Source organism: Chryseobacterium sp. WX (assembly GCF_029542485.1).
In the GTDB taxonomy this organism is placed as follows: Bacteria; Bacteroidota; Bacteroidia; order Flavobacteriales; family Weeksellaceae; genus Chryseobacterium; species Chryseobacterium cucumeris.
This window is the reverse complement of sequence record NZ_CP120710.1, coordinates 2,069,907-2,088,712: the sequence shown is the minus strand read 5'-3', so window position 1 is coordinate 2,088,712 and position 18,806 is coordinate 2,069,907. Positions and strand designations below refer to the sequence as shown.

The window sequence follows — 18,806 nt, the reverse complement described above, 5'->3', positions numbered from 1 at the left end:
AAAGTAACAATATGAAAGTAACTGTAGTAGGTGCAGGCGCTGTAGGAGCAAGCTGTGCAGAATACATCGCAATGAAGAACTTCTGTTCAGAAGTAGTTTTGGTAGACATTAAAGAAGGGTTTGCTGAAGGGAAAGCAATGGATTTGATGCAGACCGCATCTCTTAACGGATTTGATACGAAAATTACGGGTACAACAGGAGATTATAGCAAAACTGCAGGTTCTCATGTAGCAGTAATCACTTCAGGGATTCCAAGAAAACCTGGAATGACAAGAGAAGAATTGATCGGTATCAATGCTGGTATCGTGAAAGAAGTTACTGAAAACTTAGTAAAACATTCTCCGGAAGTAATCATCATCGTGGTTTCTAACCCAATGGATACTATGGCTTACCTTGTTCACAAAACTTCAGGTCTTCCTAAGCACAAAATCATCGGAATGGGTGGTGCTTTAGACTCTGCAAGATTCAAATACAGATTAGCTGAAGCATTAGAAGCTCCAATTTCTGATGTTGACGGAATGGTAATCGCTGCTCACAGTGATACAGGTATGCTTCCATTATTGAGCAAAGCGACAAGAAACGGTGTTCCTGTAACTGAATTCTTAAGTGATGAACAACAGAAATATGTCATCGAAGAAACTAAAGTAGGAGGAGCTACGCTTACGAAATTATTAGGAACTTCAGCTTGGTATGCTCCAGGTGCAGCAGTTTCTGTAATGGTTCAGGCGATTGCATGTGACCAGAAGAAAATGATCCCTTGTTCTTTAATGCTTGAAGGAGAATACGGACAAAACGATATCTGTCTTGGTGTTCCTGCTATTATCGGAGCAAACGGAGTAGAATCAATTGTAAACGTAACTTTGACTGCTGAAGAGCAATTGAAATTCGCTGAAGCTGCTAATGCAGTAAGAGAAGTGAATGGAGATCTTAAATTTTAATAAGTACCTGCTTTAAGCACGAATTAAAATAATAAACCCCGGCTGTTTCAAAGAAACAGCCGGATTTGTTTTTATGAACATTTGAATGGTGGAAAGGTTTCGGCGCGGCTGGAGGCCGCGCCGAAACCCCTGATTACAAAAATAAATCTGTTATCGCTTCTAGTTTACGTAAGGCGTTTAACAACCTTAAAATCCCTACGCTCGCGTCAGCGTCAGACTACTGTTGCTGTCAACTTACCTTAGGTATTGGTTATATGTCAGAAAATTATATTTTGAGAAGGGTTTTCCATAATGAAAATTATGATACGCTGTTCTTAGGAATTCTTACCAGAAGGATAATGACCCAGATTTGAAGAATGGTCTGTACTATACTAATGATTCCCAGTACAGGATTGATGAACAGATTTTTCAGAATAGAAGAAAATCCAAAAAGACCTAATATAAAAGTCACTATGAGAACGTATTTTGCCACTTCATTCCCTTTGCCTATCAGGTAGCCCATTCCAAAAATAAAAGCTAAAGTCGCTATCCCGACAAAAATAGATAATCCGGAATTGAAAGGATCATAAGCCCAGATAAATCCTGCAATGCCTAATGCCCCACACAAATACATAATATTAGAAGCTTTAGTGTGGTTGGGGTGTATTGTTATTTCCTGTTTTTTGCCAAGATCCGCCGTTCTGGAAGCAATGAGTGCTGATTCCTCATCAGTAAATTTTCTTCCTCTTGACTGCAATATTTCATAGGCATATTGTACTGCCTGTGGAACAAATTTACTATTAGGGTTAATGTATTTTTCAAGTTCCTGACTGGACATTTTTTCCAGCACATTTTTTTTAGTATCCATTATGGTAATTAGGTTTCTGCGAAATTAATGAAATTAATGAAATGATGGAGTAAAGATCATTGTCGTTATCAGCCTCTCTCGATATTTCAATTATTTATATCTTTCAGAGTCTGCAATCTTTTCAAACAATTCAGGGTAGTTGGTGACTAATCCACCTTCATCCACCGAAATTTCTGCTTTAAAATCATTTTCTAAATTTTCATACAGGTATTTATTAACAGATGTCCGGGTATATTGCTGCTGTACAGGTCTGATATGATGGTTTAATACATCAATATAGATGATATCAATTTTTTGAGAACTGTTTTCTGAAAGCTTTAAATTGTTGACGGGTAAAGTGTTGGTAAAGGGGGTCAGAGAAATATCTATGAATTTAAAATTATTGAATTCCGGATTTATAACATTGTTAATTTCCCATTGGTCCTGAATTCTTTTTCCGGCAAGTGTCCTTTTTACCTTATTGATCTCCGATTCGATCAGGAAGTCCTGAACGATCCAGGCTTTATCAATGTGAATTTTATACTGTATACTATATATTTTATCTTCAAGACAGCCGATGATCTTTGATTCTACAGTATAGATTTTATCATCAGATTGTAAATTAAAATATTCAAGAGATTGATAAAATATTCCTTTCCAGATCAATGTTTTCATAATGATATTCTTTGATGTAATATTACAAGATGCAAATTAACGAATGTCAGGGCTGATTACAAAAAAGAGCGGAAAAAACCGCCCTCAACAAAATTTTATATAACAAATATTTTTTACATATAAACACATCCGCATCCTGTTTCCCATTCCTGGCACAGGCGCATAGGTTCAGTACAGCCAGGGTCACCGCCGCCACCCTCAGAAACTCTGTAGCATGTACCACCACTGCAATAGTATGAACCTATAGTTGGTGGACAATTGCCATCCATATCACACAATGCATAAGGAGTGTCTCCACCACTAATCAACACAAGCTGATTTCTCTTTAATTTTTTTAAATTTTTCATAGTAATCATTTTTAATTTGTTGATTACTAATGTAAAAAAAAATTAACACACCAGCAAGTGTTTTAATGAATGTGGTAAAATTACTCTATATCTAAAGTCATGAAAAGCGCAATTTCCTCTGGATTTTCATACAATCTTGTATTCAGTCCGGTAATATTGAATCCCATTCTTCTATAAAATTGTATTGCAGGATAATTGGTATTCTGTGTTTCCAGTTCAATCACTCTGGAGTTCAATTTTCTGGCTTCTTTAATGGCGCTTTTAATCAATTTAATTCCGATTCCCTGTCGTCTGTATTTTTCGTTGACCAGGATATTTTCAATATAAAAACTATTGTTCCATGTTCTTTGTTCACAGATAATCCAGCCTGCCAATTCTTCATTAACAAAAGCACCGAAAGAATTTCCCTGTTCAATGATGGTATTCAATTCTTCAAGATCTTCAGAAGTCGTTTCCCATATTTTGTGGTAAGGCAAAGACTTCTCTTTTAAAATAAACTCAAAAGAACCTCCAAACTCAATAGAGGAAACCACATATCTTAGATCCGTTGTGTACCCGTTATGTCCCCAATCCAGACTTTGATTAGAGGTTAGTTTTTGTAATTTTTTTATTTCCACCCTTCCATATTTTTATTTTAGTGAATTTCAGTACAGATTTCTATCAGATAATTGTTGGGATCTTTAATATAAGCTGTTTTTTGTCCCCATGGTTTTAAAGCAATATCTTCATAAAGAACAGCGCCGTTTTGTATTGCTTTTTCTACCAAAGCCTCTACATTATCTGTCGTAAACCCAAGTTCCATTCCGAAAGGTTGGTCTTCAGTTTTTGCCGTTATAAATCCTTTTTTAATATTGGACTGAGCCAGGCTCACAGAAGCGAATGAGAGACTTGTTTCTCCGGTCAGGAGCTCACCATAATCTTTTTCGGGAGTGATGAATTTTATTTCAAAGCCAAAGGTGTTTTTATAAAAGCTCATAGACATTTCTACATCTTCTACATACAGAATGACATACTTGAATTTGATCATATGATTGAATTTAAATGTTTTTATTTCTTGTTGATAATATATTCTTCATCTATCATCAGTTTTATATGAGGCCCATGTAAAGGATACTCTTTAAAACTTCCAAAATGACCGAAATGAAGAGGGTATTTCTGGCTAAGCTGCCGCACTTTACGTCCAAATGAATTGATGTCAACCTTTTGAATGGTTTCTTTTTTCTGTCTGCCATTGGTGAAAAAGAGCATCAGGTTACAATGATCTTTAAAATCAAAATCATTATAATAAAATACATGAAGGTTTTCTTCTCTGGAAATCCGGATCAAGTCATCAATCAATTCTTTTTTATACTGCAAAGGCAGATTACAATCAATTCTGGCAGCATAATGTTCTGCATTACTTTTTTTGAAGTCAGAACCCACCATCTGAATGAAACGGTGCTCTATATTTTTGAATTCCTCTCTTTCCGGAGGATAGTTTTTGCTGGATTGAATGGTAAAAGGAAGACTTGCATCCAATAATACTGCATTTTCACGGATCAATAATTCTTCAACCTCTTCAGCAAACTGAAAATGAAAATCAAAAAGCATATGGTCTCCAATATTGATGATGATTTGATTTCCATCGATATTCAGGTGTAAATATGTTTTCTTGAAATCTGATTTTAGTGCTTCCAGTTTAGGAATAAAATCATCTGTATTTTTAACCTGGATTCTTGCTGCCAGTTCAGCAGGATTATCGGCATGTCCTCCAAGTCCAGGAAAGAATTTGAAAAACTGAAAGTCATATAAATGGTCTGGGAATTTGAAATACCAGTATACGCCTACTATCATTGATTATTAAATAATTTAGAAATTAAAAAACTGTATAAATTTTGATAATCTGGATTTGAATTCAATTTTTTCATAATCTTTATCAGGATTATATATTTTAATGTCAACCTTATTTCTATCTTTGATTACAAGCCCGGAATGATTTTCAAGGTTTGAATTAATTTGTTCCAATAGTCCCAATTGGAGCATCACATCTAATATTCTCTCTCCATCCGCAAAATCTTCATAAATATTAACGGGAAGAGGATGATAGTCAGGCGTAGACTTAATATAACGAGAAAAAAAATAAGGATCAAGATCCCCAAATTCCATCCCAAACATAAAAGGAACTTCAATCTGCTGTTTTGTAGTTACATTTTGAAAGTGACAATGAAAACCATGAAGGAAATATCTCCATTTACCTATTTTTCCACTCTGAGTTCTTCTACTTCGACCTTTGAAATAATTAAAAGCAAGAAAAAGGAAATCTTTGTTTAGTTTTACTTTCTTCTTTTCAAAAAATAAACAGACCAGTTTTTCTCCAAGTTTTCTGTAGTCTTTTGCACACTGTACAAAAAATAATTGGTTGGCAATTATCTCCTCTTTTGTAATGAGTTTCTTTACTTCAATTTTAGGCTCTATCGAATGAATATCTATTTGAAAATGAGGAAGATTTTTCGTTAATTGTTCACCATAATCGTCTCTGATATGATTGATAGGATGATCAAAAACTATTCTGATTATTTTTTGTCGAGGAATATTTCTGAGGTAATCAATACAAGGAAGCTCTTGTATCGATTTAGCAGTTATTACATGAGTAGTTCTTTCCAAAACATTAAATCAATGATTAGTTCAAATTTAAATAAAATTTCACACTCCAAAACTTTCAAAACCCTTAAATTTGTTGTCAATAAAAATTTACTTGGATGCTTAGGAACATTTCAATTGCGGCAGCTACTTTATTGTCCGTAGTTACAATCAATGCACAGAAGAACAGAAATACTCAACTGGAAAGACCCAAATTAGTTGTTGGTCTGGTAGTAGACCAGATGCGTTGGGACTATTTGTACCGTTTCTACGGTAAGTATGGGAATGATGGTTTTAAAAGACTTTTGAATACAGGATATTCTTTGAATAATGTACATATTCCTTATGTTCCTACCATTACGGCTTTGGGGCATACATGTATCTATACAGGATCTGTACCGGCTATTCATGGTATTGCCGGAAACGACTGGACGGATAAAGAAACAGGTAAAGGAGTTTATTGTACCGCGGATGAGAGCGTTCAGCCGGTAGGAACTACCAATACAAAAACAGGAAGCCACTCTCCGAAAAACCTTTGGTCTACCACAGTAACTGACGAATTGAGACTGGCAACAAATTTCCAGGGAAAAGTGGTCGGTGTCTCTTTGAAAGACCGTGCTTCCATTCTTCCTGCAGGCCATACTCCAAACGGAGCTTTCTGGTTTGATGACAGTACAGGAAATTTCATTACCAGTACATGGTATATGAATGATCTTCCACAGTGGGTAAAATCATTCAACTCTCAGAATCTTCCTGAGAAATTAGTAGCGAATGGCTGGAATACTTTACTTCCAATCAACGAATATACAGAAAGCGCACCGGACAATTCTCCTTGGGAAGGTTTGTTGGGAAGTGCAAAAACACCTACTTTCCCTTACAGTAATCTAGCAAAAGACTACCAGACTAAAAAAGACAATATCCGTTATACACCTTTCGGAAATACTCTGACTTTAAAATTGGCTGAAGCTTCTGTAGAAGGTGAAAAACTAGGTGGAGATAATATCACAGACTTTTTAGCCATCAACCTCGCATCTACAGATTATGCAGGACATAAATTCGGACCGAATTCTATTGAAGTAGAAGATGTTTATATCAGACTAGATCAGGATTTGGCAGAATTCTTCAAATATCTTGATTCAAAGGTAGGAAAAGGAGAGTACACCGTTTTCCTTTCTGCTGACCATGGTGGAGCACATTCTGTAGGATTCCTTAAAGAACATAAAATCCCGACAGGTTTCTTTGGAGAAGATGCGGAAAAGAATCTGAACCAGAAACTGAAAGAGAAATTCGGAGCCGATAAACTGGTCAACGCCATTGATAACTATCAGGTTTATTTCGACAGAAAAGTATTGGCAGACAACAAGCTTGAATTGGATGATGTTAGAAACTTTGCTGTAAAAGAAATTGAGAAGGATCCTACCGTTTTATATGCTGTTTCTGTGGACAAAGTTCAGGAGTCAAGCATTCCGGAGCCAATTAAACAAAGAATTATTAACGGGATCAGCAGACAGAGAAGTGGGGATATCCAGTTAATTTCTCATGATTCTATGCTTCCACCATATTCTAAAACAGGAACTACACACAGTGTATGGAATTCTTACGATTCTCACATTCCATTAATCTTTATGGGTTGGGGAGTGAAGCAGGGAGAAAGCAACAAAGAATATCACATGACAGATATTGCTCCTACGGTATCTTCCTTATTGAAAATCCAGTTTCCAAGTGGAAATGTAGGAAATCCGATTACCGAAGTTATTGGTAAATAAATTGAAAATTTCATATCATAAAAAAACATCCCAATTTGGGATGTTTTTTGCTTTCATAGCTTACGATGTTCTTATCATTTGCTGTATCTGTTTATGAAACTTCTTATTCTGTTTTCTGATTTTTATAATAGAATATAGAAGCAAAACGATCAAAATGCATCCCAGAAGAACTGAAGCCATTTTAATATAACGATAATGAGATTTCAGTTTCTCACTTTTCAAAGCTGTTTCCTTGTTGTGGTTGTCGATCACCTGATTAATAGATTTCAGTTCATTCTGCTTTCTTTTAAATCTCATTTCCATGTGTTTTTTGTTAAACTGCTGATAGAGATTCTGTTGTCCCATAGCAAGATAATTCTCAGCCAATTCTTTATAAAGTCCTTCGTTCAGGATAATATCTCCGGTATTTTTAGAAAGATCCTCAGCTTTTAGTAAAAGACTTATCGCTGTTTGATTTTCATGTCTCTGTTTGTGTATTTCAGCAATTCCTTTCAAAGCGAATGCTTCCAAACTTTTACCATAATTCTTCCGGGCATAGCTGACAGACTGTAAAAATGACTCTTGTGCTTTGTCAATCTCATTAAGGTTCAGATAACAGTACCCAATATTGTAGTATACCACACTCATATTGGAGTAAGTGGTTTTCTTTATGGGAACCTTTTCATAATTTCGTATAGAAATCAGGAATTTTTCCAGAGCAATTTCTGAATTAGACTGACTTTTATATACCATTCCTCTTATTGCGTAGCTTGCAGCCGTTTCGATATATTTCTCCGGATTTTTTTCAGGAATTTTTGCAATATACTGTTCTGCCTCATTCAGTGTTTCTAAGCATTTGTTGAAAAGTTCCATTTGCTGATATTGGATCGCCACTGAAATGAGAACACCTGCCTGGCTTCTGGCATCATTGGTTTTCTGAGACAGTTCTTTTGCTTTTAAAATATATTGTAAAGACTCTTCAAAATTTCTTTTAGCAATATTGGCTGTTGAAAGCAGCATATAAAGATTAATTGAAGTTTTGATATCATGAGATTTTTTTAATAATTGTTCTCCGATTTTGATGGTATTATCGGGGTTGTCGTAAATTTCAAGTTTGGCCTTTCTTAGTAAGATACTATCAGGTGTCTTTTGTGCCTTCATACCATTACAAAAGGCAACCAGCAACACTATTATTTTAAAAATTAATTTCATAAGGCTTTTGTTTTACTGATTTCCTGAATATAGGCATTGGGAGACATTCCGGTAACGGATTTGAAAACAGTAGTGAATGCACTGTGTGATGAGAATCCTGAATATTCTGCCAGATAACTTACTTTATAATTAAGAAAAGTAGAATCAGTTCTTAATAACTGTACAATATGATTGATTCTAAGCTTGTTAATATATCCGTTGAAGTTTTTTTCCTTATTATTAATAATTTCTGAAAGGTATTTTGTATTGATTTCCATTTGAGAGGAAAGCAGAGACAGAGACATGTTTTTATTGAGAAACCGGTCGGATTTTTCAAATTCTTCCAGCTTTTGGAGAATTTCATCTTCTTTTTCCCTGGATATTTTTGTTGTGCCAGGATCTTTTGTCGCTGGAGTTGTTTTGTGTAAAATGATGGGTTGAGATTTTCGACTGATCTGTTTTTCAAAGAAATCAAACTGTTTTTTTAAGTCTTTATTTTTACTTTTTATGAGTAAAAAATAAGTAAGCAAAACCAGGATGATCAAAGATAAAATCAGGATTAGAAACCAGAAAGATCTTATAAGAAGATGTTTCTGAAATTCAATATTTTTATTTTGATTGGTTTCCACAAGCTTCACAAGGTATCGTATTCCTTCTTTTGAGCTGGAATCTGTTTTTGTTTTTACATCATTGTAAAGTTTATTGTACTGATGGTATTTTGCATCATTATGTAGTGCGTAGTAATTACGGGAAAGTGATTCGTAGATTTTAATTTTTAAATTATTAAAAGGAAGATTTTCAATCAATTGAAGACCTGCTTCCAGTTTTTCAATAGCTGTTGCATAATCTTGTCTCAGAAAATAATATTGGGAGAGGTTTTCATAGGCCAGAGCTAAAAGAAAAGGTTGGTTTTTCTGATGTTCAAGATCTGTAATAATACTGTCTATAAGGGTTTTATATTCAGGTAGTTTATTTAGTTTCAGCAGATAGGAAGATCTGAAAATTCTGTTTTCAATTGTTAAAATTCTATTCTCTTCATTATAATCGCCAAGGTATTGATTACTCTGATCTAGAATTTTTAAGGCTTCAGGATAGTTTCTGTTGATTCCCGAGTTCAATGCCTGAAGTTGATATAATTTTGAAGTGGTAATTCTTAATGCCGGACTATTGCTTTTAAGAAGCTTCTGATCAGACAAAAGATGAGAAATAATTCTTTTCGATTGATTGTACAAACCCAGATTCTGATACTGATCGGCAAGGTTATAATCACTGAAGACCTGCATACAATAAGAAAGATCGTTTTTCTGATCAGGCTCTTCTTTTTGAGCGAAAATATTGACAGATTGTACATATTCCCCCTTCATGGCAAAAGCTTGTGAAATAATATTTTGAAGTACAATTTTGTGTTCCGCGTTTTGATCACTCACAAGAATTCCCTGGGTATAACTTATGCATTCGTCAGGATTCTGATATAATTTCAGAAATGCTTTATCTGCTAACATATTGAAGTCCGGACCGGACTGTCCTTTGGTGGTAAGGGAGCAGAAAATAAAAATAAACAGTAAAGTTTGAAATAATTTTTGTCTTGTTAATTTGCTTTTTGTGTTTTTTTGAATAGTTCTGGTAAAATCCATATTCAAAATATTGTTTTGTATCTGTTTGTTTATCAGTTTTATAAAAAATAAGTTCTTTTAAAATTCACGAATTATGAAAGCCAATTTCTTTTGGTAAGGTGAATATTGTATTAATATTGTTTTTACCAATTCGAAACGCTAAATATAATAAAATATGAAAAATTTTTACAAAGTATCAATGAAAATGTTGACAGCTTGTCTTTTTCTGAAATTTGGTTTTGCAGAAGCTCAGCTTACTGTAATAGGTTTGGGAAATTATAATGTAGGGGCAGTCTCTGACAATGGAGTGGTAAGCATGCATACAAGCGCAGGAGGAATATATAAATGGAATGCAGCAGGAGGACTTGTACAGATAGGTTCTATATCAAACGGTTATCCGGCAGCGGGTAGAACTGTTGTTTCGAATGACGGAACCAAAATTTCGTCCTCTATAACAAATGCAGCAACGGGATTTAATGAAATATCAACCTATGATGTAGCTACTTCGACCTGGGTAAACAGAGGCGGGCTTGTTCCTACAGGATGGGACGGTAGCGTAAGTTCAACCTGGGGGATGACTACCAATGGAAGCACGATTGTAGGTTTAGGTTTTCTTACTGCTGCAAACGCACATGCTGTGAAATGGGATGAAGTAAACGGAATGGTAGATCTGGGAAGTATCGTTGCAGGACGCAGCTCCAGAGCAAACGCAATCAATGCGGCAGGAACAGTAATTGTAGGTTGGCAGGATGAGCCAACCGGAACAAGAAGTGGGGCTAAATGGCAGGATGGAGTAGAAACTTTTATTACTGATAATAATGGAAATAATGTAGGGGAAGCAGGAGGAATTTCTGCAGATGGAAATACAATCATAGGCTCAGCAAATCCTAATCCCTATGTCTGGAATGCTGTGAGCGGACTTACTTATATAACGCATCCTAATGCTTCTTTCAGCTTCAAAGGAGGTGCCACCGGGATTTCTGCTGATGGGAAAAAAGTAATTGGATATTATAGAGCATTTGGAGCACCTCCTATGTCAGGGGAAGGTTTTATCTGGACTTCTGCTACCGGAAGGATCAATCTGAATGATTATGCAGCCTCTTTGGGAATTGCAACGAATGGAGTAACCATGGGGCTTCCTTTGGCCATTTCACAGGACGGAAAGAAAATTGCCGGATCAGGGACGAATGCTTCAGGGCAGATGATCGCTTTTTATCTGGATACTTCTCAATTTTTATCGGTGAATGATGCAGTGAAAGAGAAAAATAATATGGGTGTCTATCCTAATCCTGTGACTGATATTCTATGTTTTAAAGGAACAGGAAAAATAGAGAAAGCCGAAATTTATAATATGGTGGGACAAAAGGTAAAATCATTTGATTCGGTAGAAGGGCAGATTGATGTTTCATCCCTGTCAAAAGGAGATTATATTTTGCAATACTCTATGAAGGGAGGAAAACAAGAGACTTATAAATTCATTAAAAAATAACATATATAAATAGTAAAGTAGTGGGATGAATGGCTGTTTTCAATATTGAAAGCGGCCGTTCTTTTTTGTGTATATAGCAAAAGGATAGCATGTTGTGTATAGAAAAGTCTGGTTTTTGGTGAATACATATAAAAAACTATCTTTGCAAAAATTTTGGTTTCCAGTATTTTGGAATGAAAAGGGAATCGGGTGTAACTCCCGGACTGTCCCCGCAACTGTAAATCGCAACTCAAGTTTCTGCAAAAAACCACTGTTTAATAACGGGAAGGTGCAGAATGCGAAAGTCAGGAGACCTGCCGGAATTATAATTAAAAAACATATTGCTTTCGGAGGAAAAGTAAAAAAGTATGGATATAAAAAGATCTTTAGTACTGCTTTTTTCATCTTATGGCTGTTTTCTTTTTGCACAAGAGAAAGCCATCGATACTGTTTATGTCTTCGACAATCAGATGAATAGGGTGAAACTTTTTCATCCCGTAAAAATAATTTCGGCAGAAGATGCTGAGAAAAACTCCAGTAATCTTTCTGAACTTCTGAGATTTCAGTCACAGGTTTTTATCAAAGAAAATGGCCGTGGTGCCGTTTCTTCACCTTCTTTCAGGGGAACTACCGCTCAGCAGACTGCTTTTGTGTGGAATGGAATTAATATTAATTCTAATTTTCTGGGACAGGGAGATATTAATAATATTGCTTTGTTCGGCTATGATCAGATTGGTATAAAAGCTGGTGGTGGAAGTGTAGTATATGGAAGTGGTGCCATCGGGGGAAGTATTCACCTGAATAATACCCTGGATTTTAATAAAGGCTTCCATGGTTCTTTATTTTCTGAAGTGGCTTCTTTTAATACCTATAATAACTTTATAAAAGGTTCTTACAGCAATGATAAGTTCAGTTTTAAGGCTTCTGGAAATTATTCTGTAAGTGAAAATGATTATAAGGTAAGTGACCTGAACTATATCAACAGAAACGGAAGTTATTACAATACAACGTTCAATGTAGGAACATCCTATAAAATCACAAACGATCATAAAATTTCGTGGCAGAGCCAGTTTTTTGATTCTTCACAACGCTTTCCTGTATATGAAGAAACGGGAACAAAAACGAAATATAAAACTCAAAGTGTAAGAAGCCTTCTTTCCTGGGACTGGAACAAAACAAAGTTCAGTAATTCCCTTAAAGCAGCTTATACGGAAGAGAATTTTCAATTTTTGGGTTCGTTAAATCAGCCTAAATCAAGTAGTGGAACCGGGAAAAATTATATCTTTAAAAATGACTTTAATTATTTCCTGAATTCAAAGTGGAATTTTAATATCATAGGAGAGTTTCAGGTTAATAAAGGAGAAGGATATCAAAACGGAATATCCAGCGTCAGTAGAAATATTGGTTCTGTTTCAGGATTGTTAAGATATTTTGCAACAAAAGATCTGCGTTTTGAGGGTGGATTCAAGAAAGATTTCGTGGAAGATGTGAAGTCACCGTTGATGTATTCGTTCTCCGGAAAATGGAGTGCAGCAAAATGGTATGATGTAAGCCTTAATGTATCAAAAAACTTCAGATTTCCATCCTTTAATGATATTTACTATGAACCGGGAGGAAATAAAGACCTGAGACCGGAAACCTCTACCCAGTTCGATATGACGAATGTGTTTAAAGCAGGAGATTTCAGACTTACTTTGTCTCCATACTATATGAACATCACAGATCTTATTGCATGGCTTCCAACGGCTAAAGGATACTGGCAGGCATTCAATGTCAATAAAGTTGAATCCTATGGATTAGAATCCCAGTTGTCCTTTAGCAAACAATGGGGTAATCATAAAATCCGGGCCAATGCAGGATACTATTATGCAAAGTCTATTGATAAAGAAACGAAAATGCAGAGACCTTACGTTCCTATGCACAGAGGAAATGCCAATATAGATTACGAATATGGTTTCTTTAAACTTTTCGCACAGGGGCAGCTGAATGGCGTTACGTATACTACAAGTGACGAAAAAAGGTCAGATGCCATAGATCCTTATTTTCTTTTAAATATGGGAATCTCTGCAACTTTAGCCAAAAAATATACCTTAGGGTTCAAAGTGAATAATCTAACCAATACATACTACAAAACGGTTTCTTTCTATCCTTTACCCAAAAGAAATTATAGTGTGTATGCAGCAATAAATTTTTAAAAATTAAAATTGAGTAAATATGAAAATAACTAAACTTTTAACTGTATTATTTGCAGTAGTGTTATTGTTTAACATTTCTTCATGTTCAAGTAGTTCTGACGAGATTGAAGTTTCTCCAATCACTTATCAGAACGGATATTTTATCTCTAATGAAGGAAACTATAACAGTCAGGGAGCTAAGGTAACATTTGTGACAAGAAATTTAAGCCTGAAGCAAGACGATGTATATGGTTATAACAACAACAAAGAGATTCTTGGTGATGTTCTTCAGACGATTGGTCTTAACGAAAACAAAGCTTATCTTGTTTTGAATAACTCTAATAAAATTGTAGTAGTAGACCGTTATACATTCAAAAAGTTAGGAGTAATTACAGATCAGCTTGATAACCCAAGAGGAATTACTTTTGCTAACAACTTCATCTATGTTGCTAATACCAACTTTACTGCACATACTCAAAGTATAACGAAATATAAGGCTTCTGACTATTCATTTGTAAGTAAAATCAATATGACTGAAGTTTCTGATAAAACAGTAGAGGCAGGAGGAAATGTTTTTGTACAGAATGCTTCATCAGGGTACGGAAATAAGATTACTTATATCAATACTTCTAACGATGCTAAAACTGAAATTACCGTTCCAAATGGTCAGATTGGAAATACAGTATCATACAAATCTAATGTTTATACAATTTCTTCAACAGCTACAGATTCTTATATCTATAAAATTTCAAGTACCGGAGCGCTTACACCGGTAATTACTTTGACAGGAATTCCTAATGCTACGAACCTTCAGATTGATAACGATAAAATCTACTTCAGTTCTGCCAATAAAGTATATACAACGAGTTTGGCTATACCTGCAATTCCTGCAACTCCATTATTAACAGCTGCAGATGGCGGTCCTTACTTTACACTGTATGGATTTAATGTTATTGATGGAAGGATTTTTGCATCAGACGTTAAGCAGTTCACACAGGATAGTGAAATGGTAGTATATTCAGCAGTTACAGGTGCTCAGATCAGTTCTTTTAAAACAGGAGGTATCGGTGCTAGTGGAACATACCTGAATCCATAATGTGTGATAACATATAAAGAAATAATTTTTTATTTTTTCATCATTTGTGTTTTTTTCCGGCCGGTTTCGAAGAAACCGGCCGGCTTTGTTTTCCTAGGGAAACAAAAAAACCTGCGGGATGGAACATCCCGCAGGTTTTATATTTTATATCAGTTGAATTATAGGGTTAACCCCAGTTTTTCAGCCTCAGCAATCACAAATTTTGTTGCTTCTTCTTTTTCATTAGGAATTTCACCCTCAAGAATAGCCTCTTTCACCTTCTCTTTTAGAATTCCGATTTCACGGCCTGGCTTAAGGTGAAACATTTCCATAATCTCTTCACCGGTAATAGGAGGTTGAAAGTTTCTTACCTGATCTTTTTCCTCTACTTCTTTGATCTTTACGGCTACATATTCAAAGTTTCTTTTGAATTTTTCTTGCTTTTTAGAGTTTTTAGTGGTAATGTCTGCCTTGCAAAGCGTGAAAAGATCTTCAAGATTTTCTCCGGCATCAAATAAAAGTCTTCTCAATGCAGAATCTGAAGCATCATCCGTGATCAGCGCGATAGGTCTTGACGAAAGTTTCACCATCTTCTGAACATATTTCATGTCACTTCCCAAAGGCAGTTTTAATCTTTGAAAAAGTGTTTTTACCATTTTTGAGCCCAAAAATTCATGTCCGTGAAATGTCCATCCTGTTCCTTCTACAAACTTTTTTGTTGGAGCTTTTCCAATGTCATGAAGAAGGGCAGACCAGCGAAGCCAAAGATTATCGGTATTCACCGAAATATTATCCACTACTTCCAGCGTATGATAAAAATTATCTTTGTGAGTTTGTCCTTCCACTTCTTCCACTCCTTTCAGTTCGATCAGCTCTGGAATAATCAGCTTCATAAGACCGGTTTGTTCCATTAGTCTTAATCCGATAGACGGTTTTTCAGACAACATTATTTTGTTGAACTCTACCATGATTCTTTCCATAGAAACGATCTTGATTCTTTCTGCTTCCTGCTGGATCGCTTTCAAAGAGTTTTCCTCAATTTTAAAATTTAAAGTTGAAGCAAAACGTACTGCCCTCATCATTCTTAATGGGTCATCAGAATAAGTTTGAGCAGGTTCTAACGGTGTTCTTAAAATTCCTTTTTCAAGATCTTCGATTCCATTGAACGGATCAATCAGTTCTCCGAAGTTTTCTTTATTTAAAGAAATAGCCATCGCATTGATGGTAAAATCTCTTCTTTTCTGGTCATCTTCCAGGCTTCCGCCCTCCACTTCCGGCTTTCGGCTGTTTTCTGTATAGCTTTCCTTTCTTGCTCCCACAAATTCAAGTTCAAGTTCTTTGTACTTGATCATCGCGGTTCCATACGTTTTGAATACAGAAACCTTTAATTTAGGATCTATATCCTGAGCTACATTCTGAGCAAGCTCAATACCGCTTTGTTCCGTTACAAAGTCTATATCTGTAGAAGCTTTTCTGTTCATCAGAAGGTCTCGTACATAACCGCCCACTATGTATACAGACTGGTTATTCCTTTCTGCTGCTTCAGAAATGATTTTAAATAGTTTTAAATTCTTATTTTGATTAAGATTAATTTTCATCGTTAATAATAGTGACAATTTCTACGTATGTTATCCATTAGTCATAATGAGCATACATTCTACTAATTTTTCCCTCTTCATTAAAAAACATAACTTCAACAGCATGTTTATCCATAATCGACTTATAAAATAATGCTACAGAATCTACTCCCGCTGTGGAATGTTTCAGATCAAAATGAAGGTCCGGAAACTTATCCAATGCCTTTTTCCAGTATTCACGGACAGATTCTTTTCCTTTTAAAGAACTTTCTTTACCTTCAGTAGCCAGAGCGATCATAGGAGTGGTGATCTCAATATCATCCGAATAATGAGAAAGTATATCCTCTAGATCATGAGAATTCCACGCATTGATCCACATTTGAGCAAATTCGTGATGATTCATAGCAAATAGTTTATGAGTTGAGTTTGCAAAGATAGAATTAAAAAAAAGAAATCCTGCCGATATGAACTGACAAGACTCTAAAAAGTAAACATAAAAGTTCAGAATTCTTATTCTCTAAGAACTTTTATTCTGTTGTCATTCCATATTTTGATCACCGAAGAACCTGAGTATTTTGAAACTTTTTCTCTGTCTTCTTCCACTGCATAATCTACAAGGCTGATCATCTCCTCAGAAATATCAGAGAATTTTAACGGACTTTTTTCACCACTGAAGTTGGCAGAGGTAGATACCAGAGGTCTGTTCAGCTTTGTTATCAGTTTTTTACAGAAATCATTTTTTACAAGACGAATTCCGATGCTTCCGTCTTCTGCAAGAAGTTCTTTAGGCAAACCTCTTGGGTTTTCATAAACAATTGTTACCGGTTTTTCGCTAAGATCAATAATTTCCCACGCCATTTCAGGAACATCCACAAGATCCTGAAGCCTTTTCTCAGATTCCACAAGAATGATCATGGATTTATTTTTTTCGCGCTTTTTAATGTCAAAAATTTTATTGACCGCTTCTATATTGGTGGCATCACAACCAATTCCCCAGATAGTATCGGTAGGATAAAGAATTGTTCCGCCGGATTTTAATATTTCGATAATATGTTCCATAATTGTATGTGAGTTCAAAGAGTGGATAAAGGTAAAAAATCTGTAAATTTTGGACAAAAAAATGGGGTTTAAATATGATCTTGTTGATCGGTTTTGGCTAAAGCCAATGGAATTTATATAATTTGAAAACGGGCTAAAGCCCATTCCTATTAATGATTGTAGTATGTTTAGAGTTAAATAGGATTATTGATTTAATTAAAAAAATAATACGATGAATTTTAGAGATCCAATTCAATAGAAATGGGCTAAAGCCCATTTAAATAAAAGAAATAAATCCTCCGGCTTTAGCCAAAACCTACTTAGTTTTTTAAATTATATCTTTCAATAAATTCCTTATATTCCTCTCCAAAGCTTTTTTTCTGATGATGCTTTTCCTGATTTTTAATATAATTTCTTACGCTTTCTATCATAGACTCAGAAACTGATACAGCAAAATATTCATCTTGCCATGAGAATTTTCCTAAAGTAAGTTTATTTTTATTGATCCAATGTGAAGATTCACCTTTTAATAATTGTACAATTTTTTCTATATTCTGATCAGATCCAAGAGAAATAAGACAATGACAATGGTCAGAATATCCATTAATCATATCTAAGAATATACCTTTTTCTGTAGCATATTCTTTAATATGTTTCCAGACTTTGAGACGTATGTCGAATGTATTGAGAAAAGAATCTCTGTTTTTTGTAGAGAAGACAAGGTGAATGTAGATTTTGATAAAAGCCATTTGTGTTGTTTTATCAAAAATAATATTTTTTAGGTTTCGGCTAAAGCCAAAGGAATGGTATATAATATCAAAACGGGCTAAAGCCCGTTCCTATTGATTCTTATAGCGTTATTAAAGATAATGTGATGAATTTTAGGGATATTATTCTATTCAATAGAAATGAGCTTTAGCCAAACCTAATTCAAAAGTATTTTTTAATTTCTTTCTATTACATCCATCCCAATTTCGATAAATACCTTTCCTCAATAATATTCAGATGGTGGTAATTGTGGCCTACAATTAGTTTTCCGATAGTTTCTACAGATATTTCATGGCCATTGGCTGTCCCTGTGTTTTGTAGAGCAGAAGGTTGAAGTGTTTCTAATAGAATCTGGGAAGACTTCCTTACCAGTTTGTATTCTTCCAAAAGGGATTCAAGTGTTCTTTCGTTTGCAAAAGATTGGTCTGCATATCCGTTTTCATCAAATCCGGGAAGGTTGTTTTTCTCTCCTCTGGCGAAAGCCAATATTCTGTATTGGAAAACTCTTTCGGTATCAGATAAGTGGAGTAGAAGACCTTTCAAAGTCCATTTTCCTTCGGCATAAGCAAAATTTGATTGTTCTTCAGTAAGATTGGAATAAATTCCGATGGTTTTGTCTGCTGATATCTGCAGCTCGTTGATCCAGTTTCCTGATGGAATCTGATCTAAATATCTTTGAATGTATTTTTGAAAATCGGTCATATTATTTTTTGTTTGGGTTTCGGGATTCGGGATTCGGGATTTGAGATAGT

The 18,806-nt window shown here is 35.1% G+C and carries 19 protein-coding genes and 1 riboswitch; of the genes, 5 read left to right on the top strand and 14 right to left on the bottom strand.

What is annotated here, in order from left to right; genetic code table 11:
- The first annotated feature begins 11 nt into the window (after window positions 1–11).
- On the top strand, window positions 12–938 hold the full coding sequence (locus PZ898_RS09385) for a malate dehydrogenase (RefSeq protein WP_034699354.1): 927 nt from the start codon (window positions 12–14) through the stop codon (window positions 936–938).
- 298 nt (window positions 939–1,236) lie between these two features.
- On the opposite strand, the gene PZ898_RS09380 is transcribed toward PZ898_RS09385, so the two are convergent.
- From PZ898_RS09380 to PZ898_RS09350, 7 genes are all read right to left on the bottom strand, one after another.
- A complete protein-coding gene (locus PZ898_RS09380) occupies window positions 1,237–1,785 on the bottom strand; it encodes a hypothetical protein (RefSeq protein ID WP_277695378.1) in 549 nt (182 codons plus the stop codon).
- 90 nt (window positions 1,786–1,875) lie between these two features.
- A complete protein-coding gene (locus tag PZ898_RS09375; protein ID WP_277695377.1) occupies window positions 1,876–2,439 on the bottom strand; it encodes a putative glycolipid-binding domain-containing protein in 564 nt (187 codons plus the stop codon).
- 113 nt (window positions 2,440–2,552) lie between these two features.
- Window positions 2,553–2,750, bottom strand: a complete 198-nt coding sequence (locus PZ898_RS09370) for a hypothetical protein (RefSeq protein WP_277695376.1) — start codon at window positions 2,748–2,750, stop codon at window positions 2,553–2,555.
- Between the two features lie 116 nt (window positions 2,751–2,866).
- The gene (locus PZ898_RS09365; protein WP_123279345.1) at window positions 2,867–3,403 is read right to left on the bottom strand and encodes a GNAT family N-acetyltransferase; all 537 of its coding nucleotides are present in this window, start codon (window positions 3,401–3,403) and stop codon (window positions 2,867–2,869) included.
- 17 nt (window positions 3,404–3,420) lie between these two features.
- Complete coding sequence (locus PZ898_RS09360) at window positions 3,421–3,813, bottom strand: VOC family protein (protein WP_062674185.1); 393 nt, start codon at window positions 3,811–3,813, stop codon at window positions 3,421–3,423.
- A gap of 20 nt (window positions 3,814–3,833) precedes the next feature.
- Window positions 3,834–4,619: a hypothetical protein gene (locus PZ898_RS09355; protein WP_062674187.1), complete on the bottom strand. Its 786-nt coding sequence runs from the start codon at window positions 4,617–4,619 to the stop codon at window positions 3,834–3,836.
- Between the two features lie 15 nt (window positions 4,620–4,634).
- Window positions 4,635–5,429: a hypothetical protein gene (locus PZ898_RS09350; RefSeq protein ID WP_277695375.1), complete on the bottom strand. Its 795-nt coding sequence runs from the start codon at window positions 5,427–5,429 to the stop codon at window positions 4,635–4,637.
- A 95-nt stretch (window positions 5,430–5,524) separates the two neighbouring features.
- Here PZ898_RS09350 and pafA point away from each other — a divergent pair, with 95 nt between their 5' ends.
- On the top strand, window positions 5,525–7,171 hold the full coding sequence (gene pafA / locus PZ898_RS09345; RefSeq protein WP_277695374.1) for an alkaline phosphatase PafA: 1,647 nt from the start codon (window positions 5,525–5,527) through the stop codon (window positions 7,169–7,171).
- A 60-nt stretch (window positions 7,172–7,231) separates the two neighbouring features.
- Here pafA and PZ898_RS09340 read toward each other — a convergent pair whose 3' ends face one another.
- A complete protein-coding gene (locus tag PZ898_RS09340; protein WP_277695373.1) occupies window positions 7,232–8,362 on the bottom strand; it encodes a tetratricopeptide repeat protein in 1,131 nt (376 codons plus the stop codon).
- A complete protein-coding gene (locus tag PZ898_RS09335) occupies window positions 8,359–9,975 on the bottom strand; it encodes an AraC family transcriptional regulator (RefSeq protein ID WP_277695372.1) in 1,617 nt (538 codons plus the stop codon). The genes PZ898_RS09340 and PZ898_RS09335 overlap by 4 nt, the downstream gene beginning before the upstream one ends.
- 154 nt (window positions 9,976–10,129) lie before the next feature.
- Here PZ898_RS09335 and PZ898_RS09330 point away from each other — a divergent pair, with 154 nt between their 5' ends.
- The 3 genes from PZ898_RS09330 (at window position 10,130) to PZ898_RS09320 (ending at window position 14,692) form a co-directional block, all read left to right on the top strand.
- A complete protein-coding gene (locus tag PZ898_RS09330; protein WP_277695371.1) occupies window positions 10,130–11,443 on the top strand; it encodes a T9SS type A sorting domain-containing protein in 1,314 nt (437 codons plus the stop codon).
- 137 nt (window positions 11,444–11,580) lie between these two features.
- Window positions 11,581–11,759, top strand: a riboswitch (cobalamin riboswitch).
- A 31-nt stretch (window positions 11,760–11,790) separates the two neighbouring features.
- The gene (locus tag PZ898_RS09325) at window positions 11,791–13,617 is read left to right on the top strand and encodes a TonB-dependent receptor (RefSeq protein WP_277695370.1); all 1,827 of its coding nucleotides are present in this window, start codon (window positions 11,791–11,793) and stop codon (window positions 13,615–13,617) included.
- 19 nt (window positions 13,618–13,636) lie between these two features.
- Window positions 13,637–14,692 (top strand): DUF5074 domain-containing protein, encoded by a 1,056-nt coding sequence (locus PZ898_RS09320; protein WP_062674200.1) that lies wholly within the window; start codon window positions 13,637–13,639, stop codon window positions 14,690–14,692.
- Window positions 14,693–14,850: 158 nt separating this feature from the next.
- Here PZ898_RS09320 and PZ898_RS09315 read toward each other — a convergent pair whose 3' ends face one another.
- The 5 genes from PZ898_RS09315 to PZ898_RS09295 all read right to left on the bottom strand — a co-directional run bounded on the left by PZ898_RS09315 (window position 14,851) and on the right by PZ898_RS09295 (window position 18,756).
- Entirely contained in the window at window positions 14,851–16,269 is a 1,419-nt protein-coding gene (locus tag PZ898_RS09315; protein WP_123279351.1) for an HD domain-containing protein, read from the bottom strand.
- 37 nt (window positions 16,270–16,306) lie between these two features.
- On the bottom strand, window positions 16,307–16,651 hold the full coding sequence (locus PZ898_RS09310) for a nuclear transport factor 2 family protein (RefSeq protein ID WP_277695369.1): 345 nt from the start codon (window positions 16,649–16,651) through the stop codon (window positions 16,307–16,309).
- A 107-nt stretch (window positions 16,652–16,758) separates the two neighbouring features.
- Window positions 16,759–17,307, bottom strand: a complete 549-nt coding sequence (locus tag PZ898_RS09305) for an L-threonylcarbamoyladenylate synthase (protein ID WP_047378653.1) — start codon at window positions 17,305–17,307, stop codon at window positions 16,759–16,761.
- A 299-nt stretch (window positions 17,308–17,606) separates the two neighbouring features.
- On the bottom strand, window positions 17,607–18,035 hold the full coding sequence (gene tnpA, locus PZ898_RS09300; protein ID WP_216444061.1) for an IS200/IS605 family transposase: 429 nt from the start codon (window positions 18,033–18,035) through the stop codon (window positions 17,607–17,609).
- A gap of 208 nt (window positions 18,036–18,243) precedes the next feature.
- Complete coding sequence (locus PZ898_RS09295; protein ID WP_277695368.1) at window positions 18,244–18,756, bottom strand: DinB family protein; 513 nt, start codon at window positions 18,754–18,756, stop codon at window positions 18,244–18,246.
- Window positions 18,757–18,806: the final 50 nt, after the last annotated feature.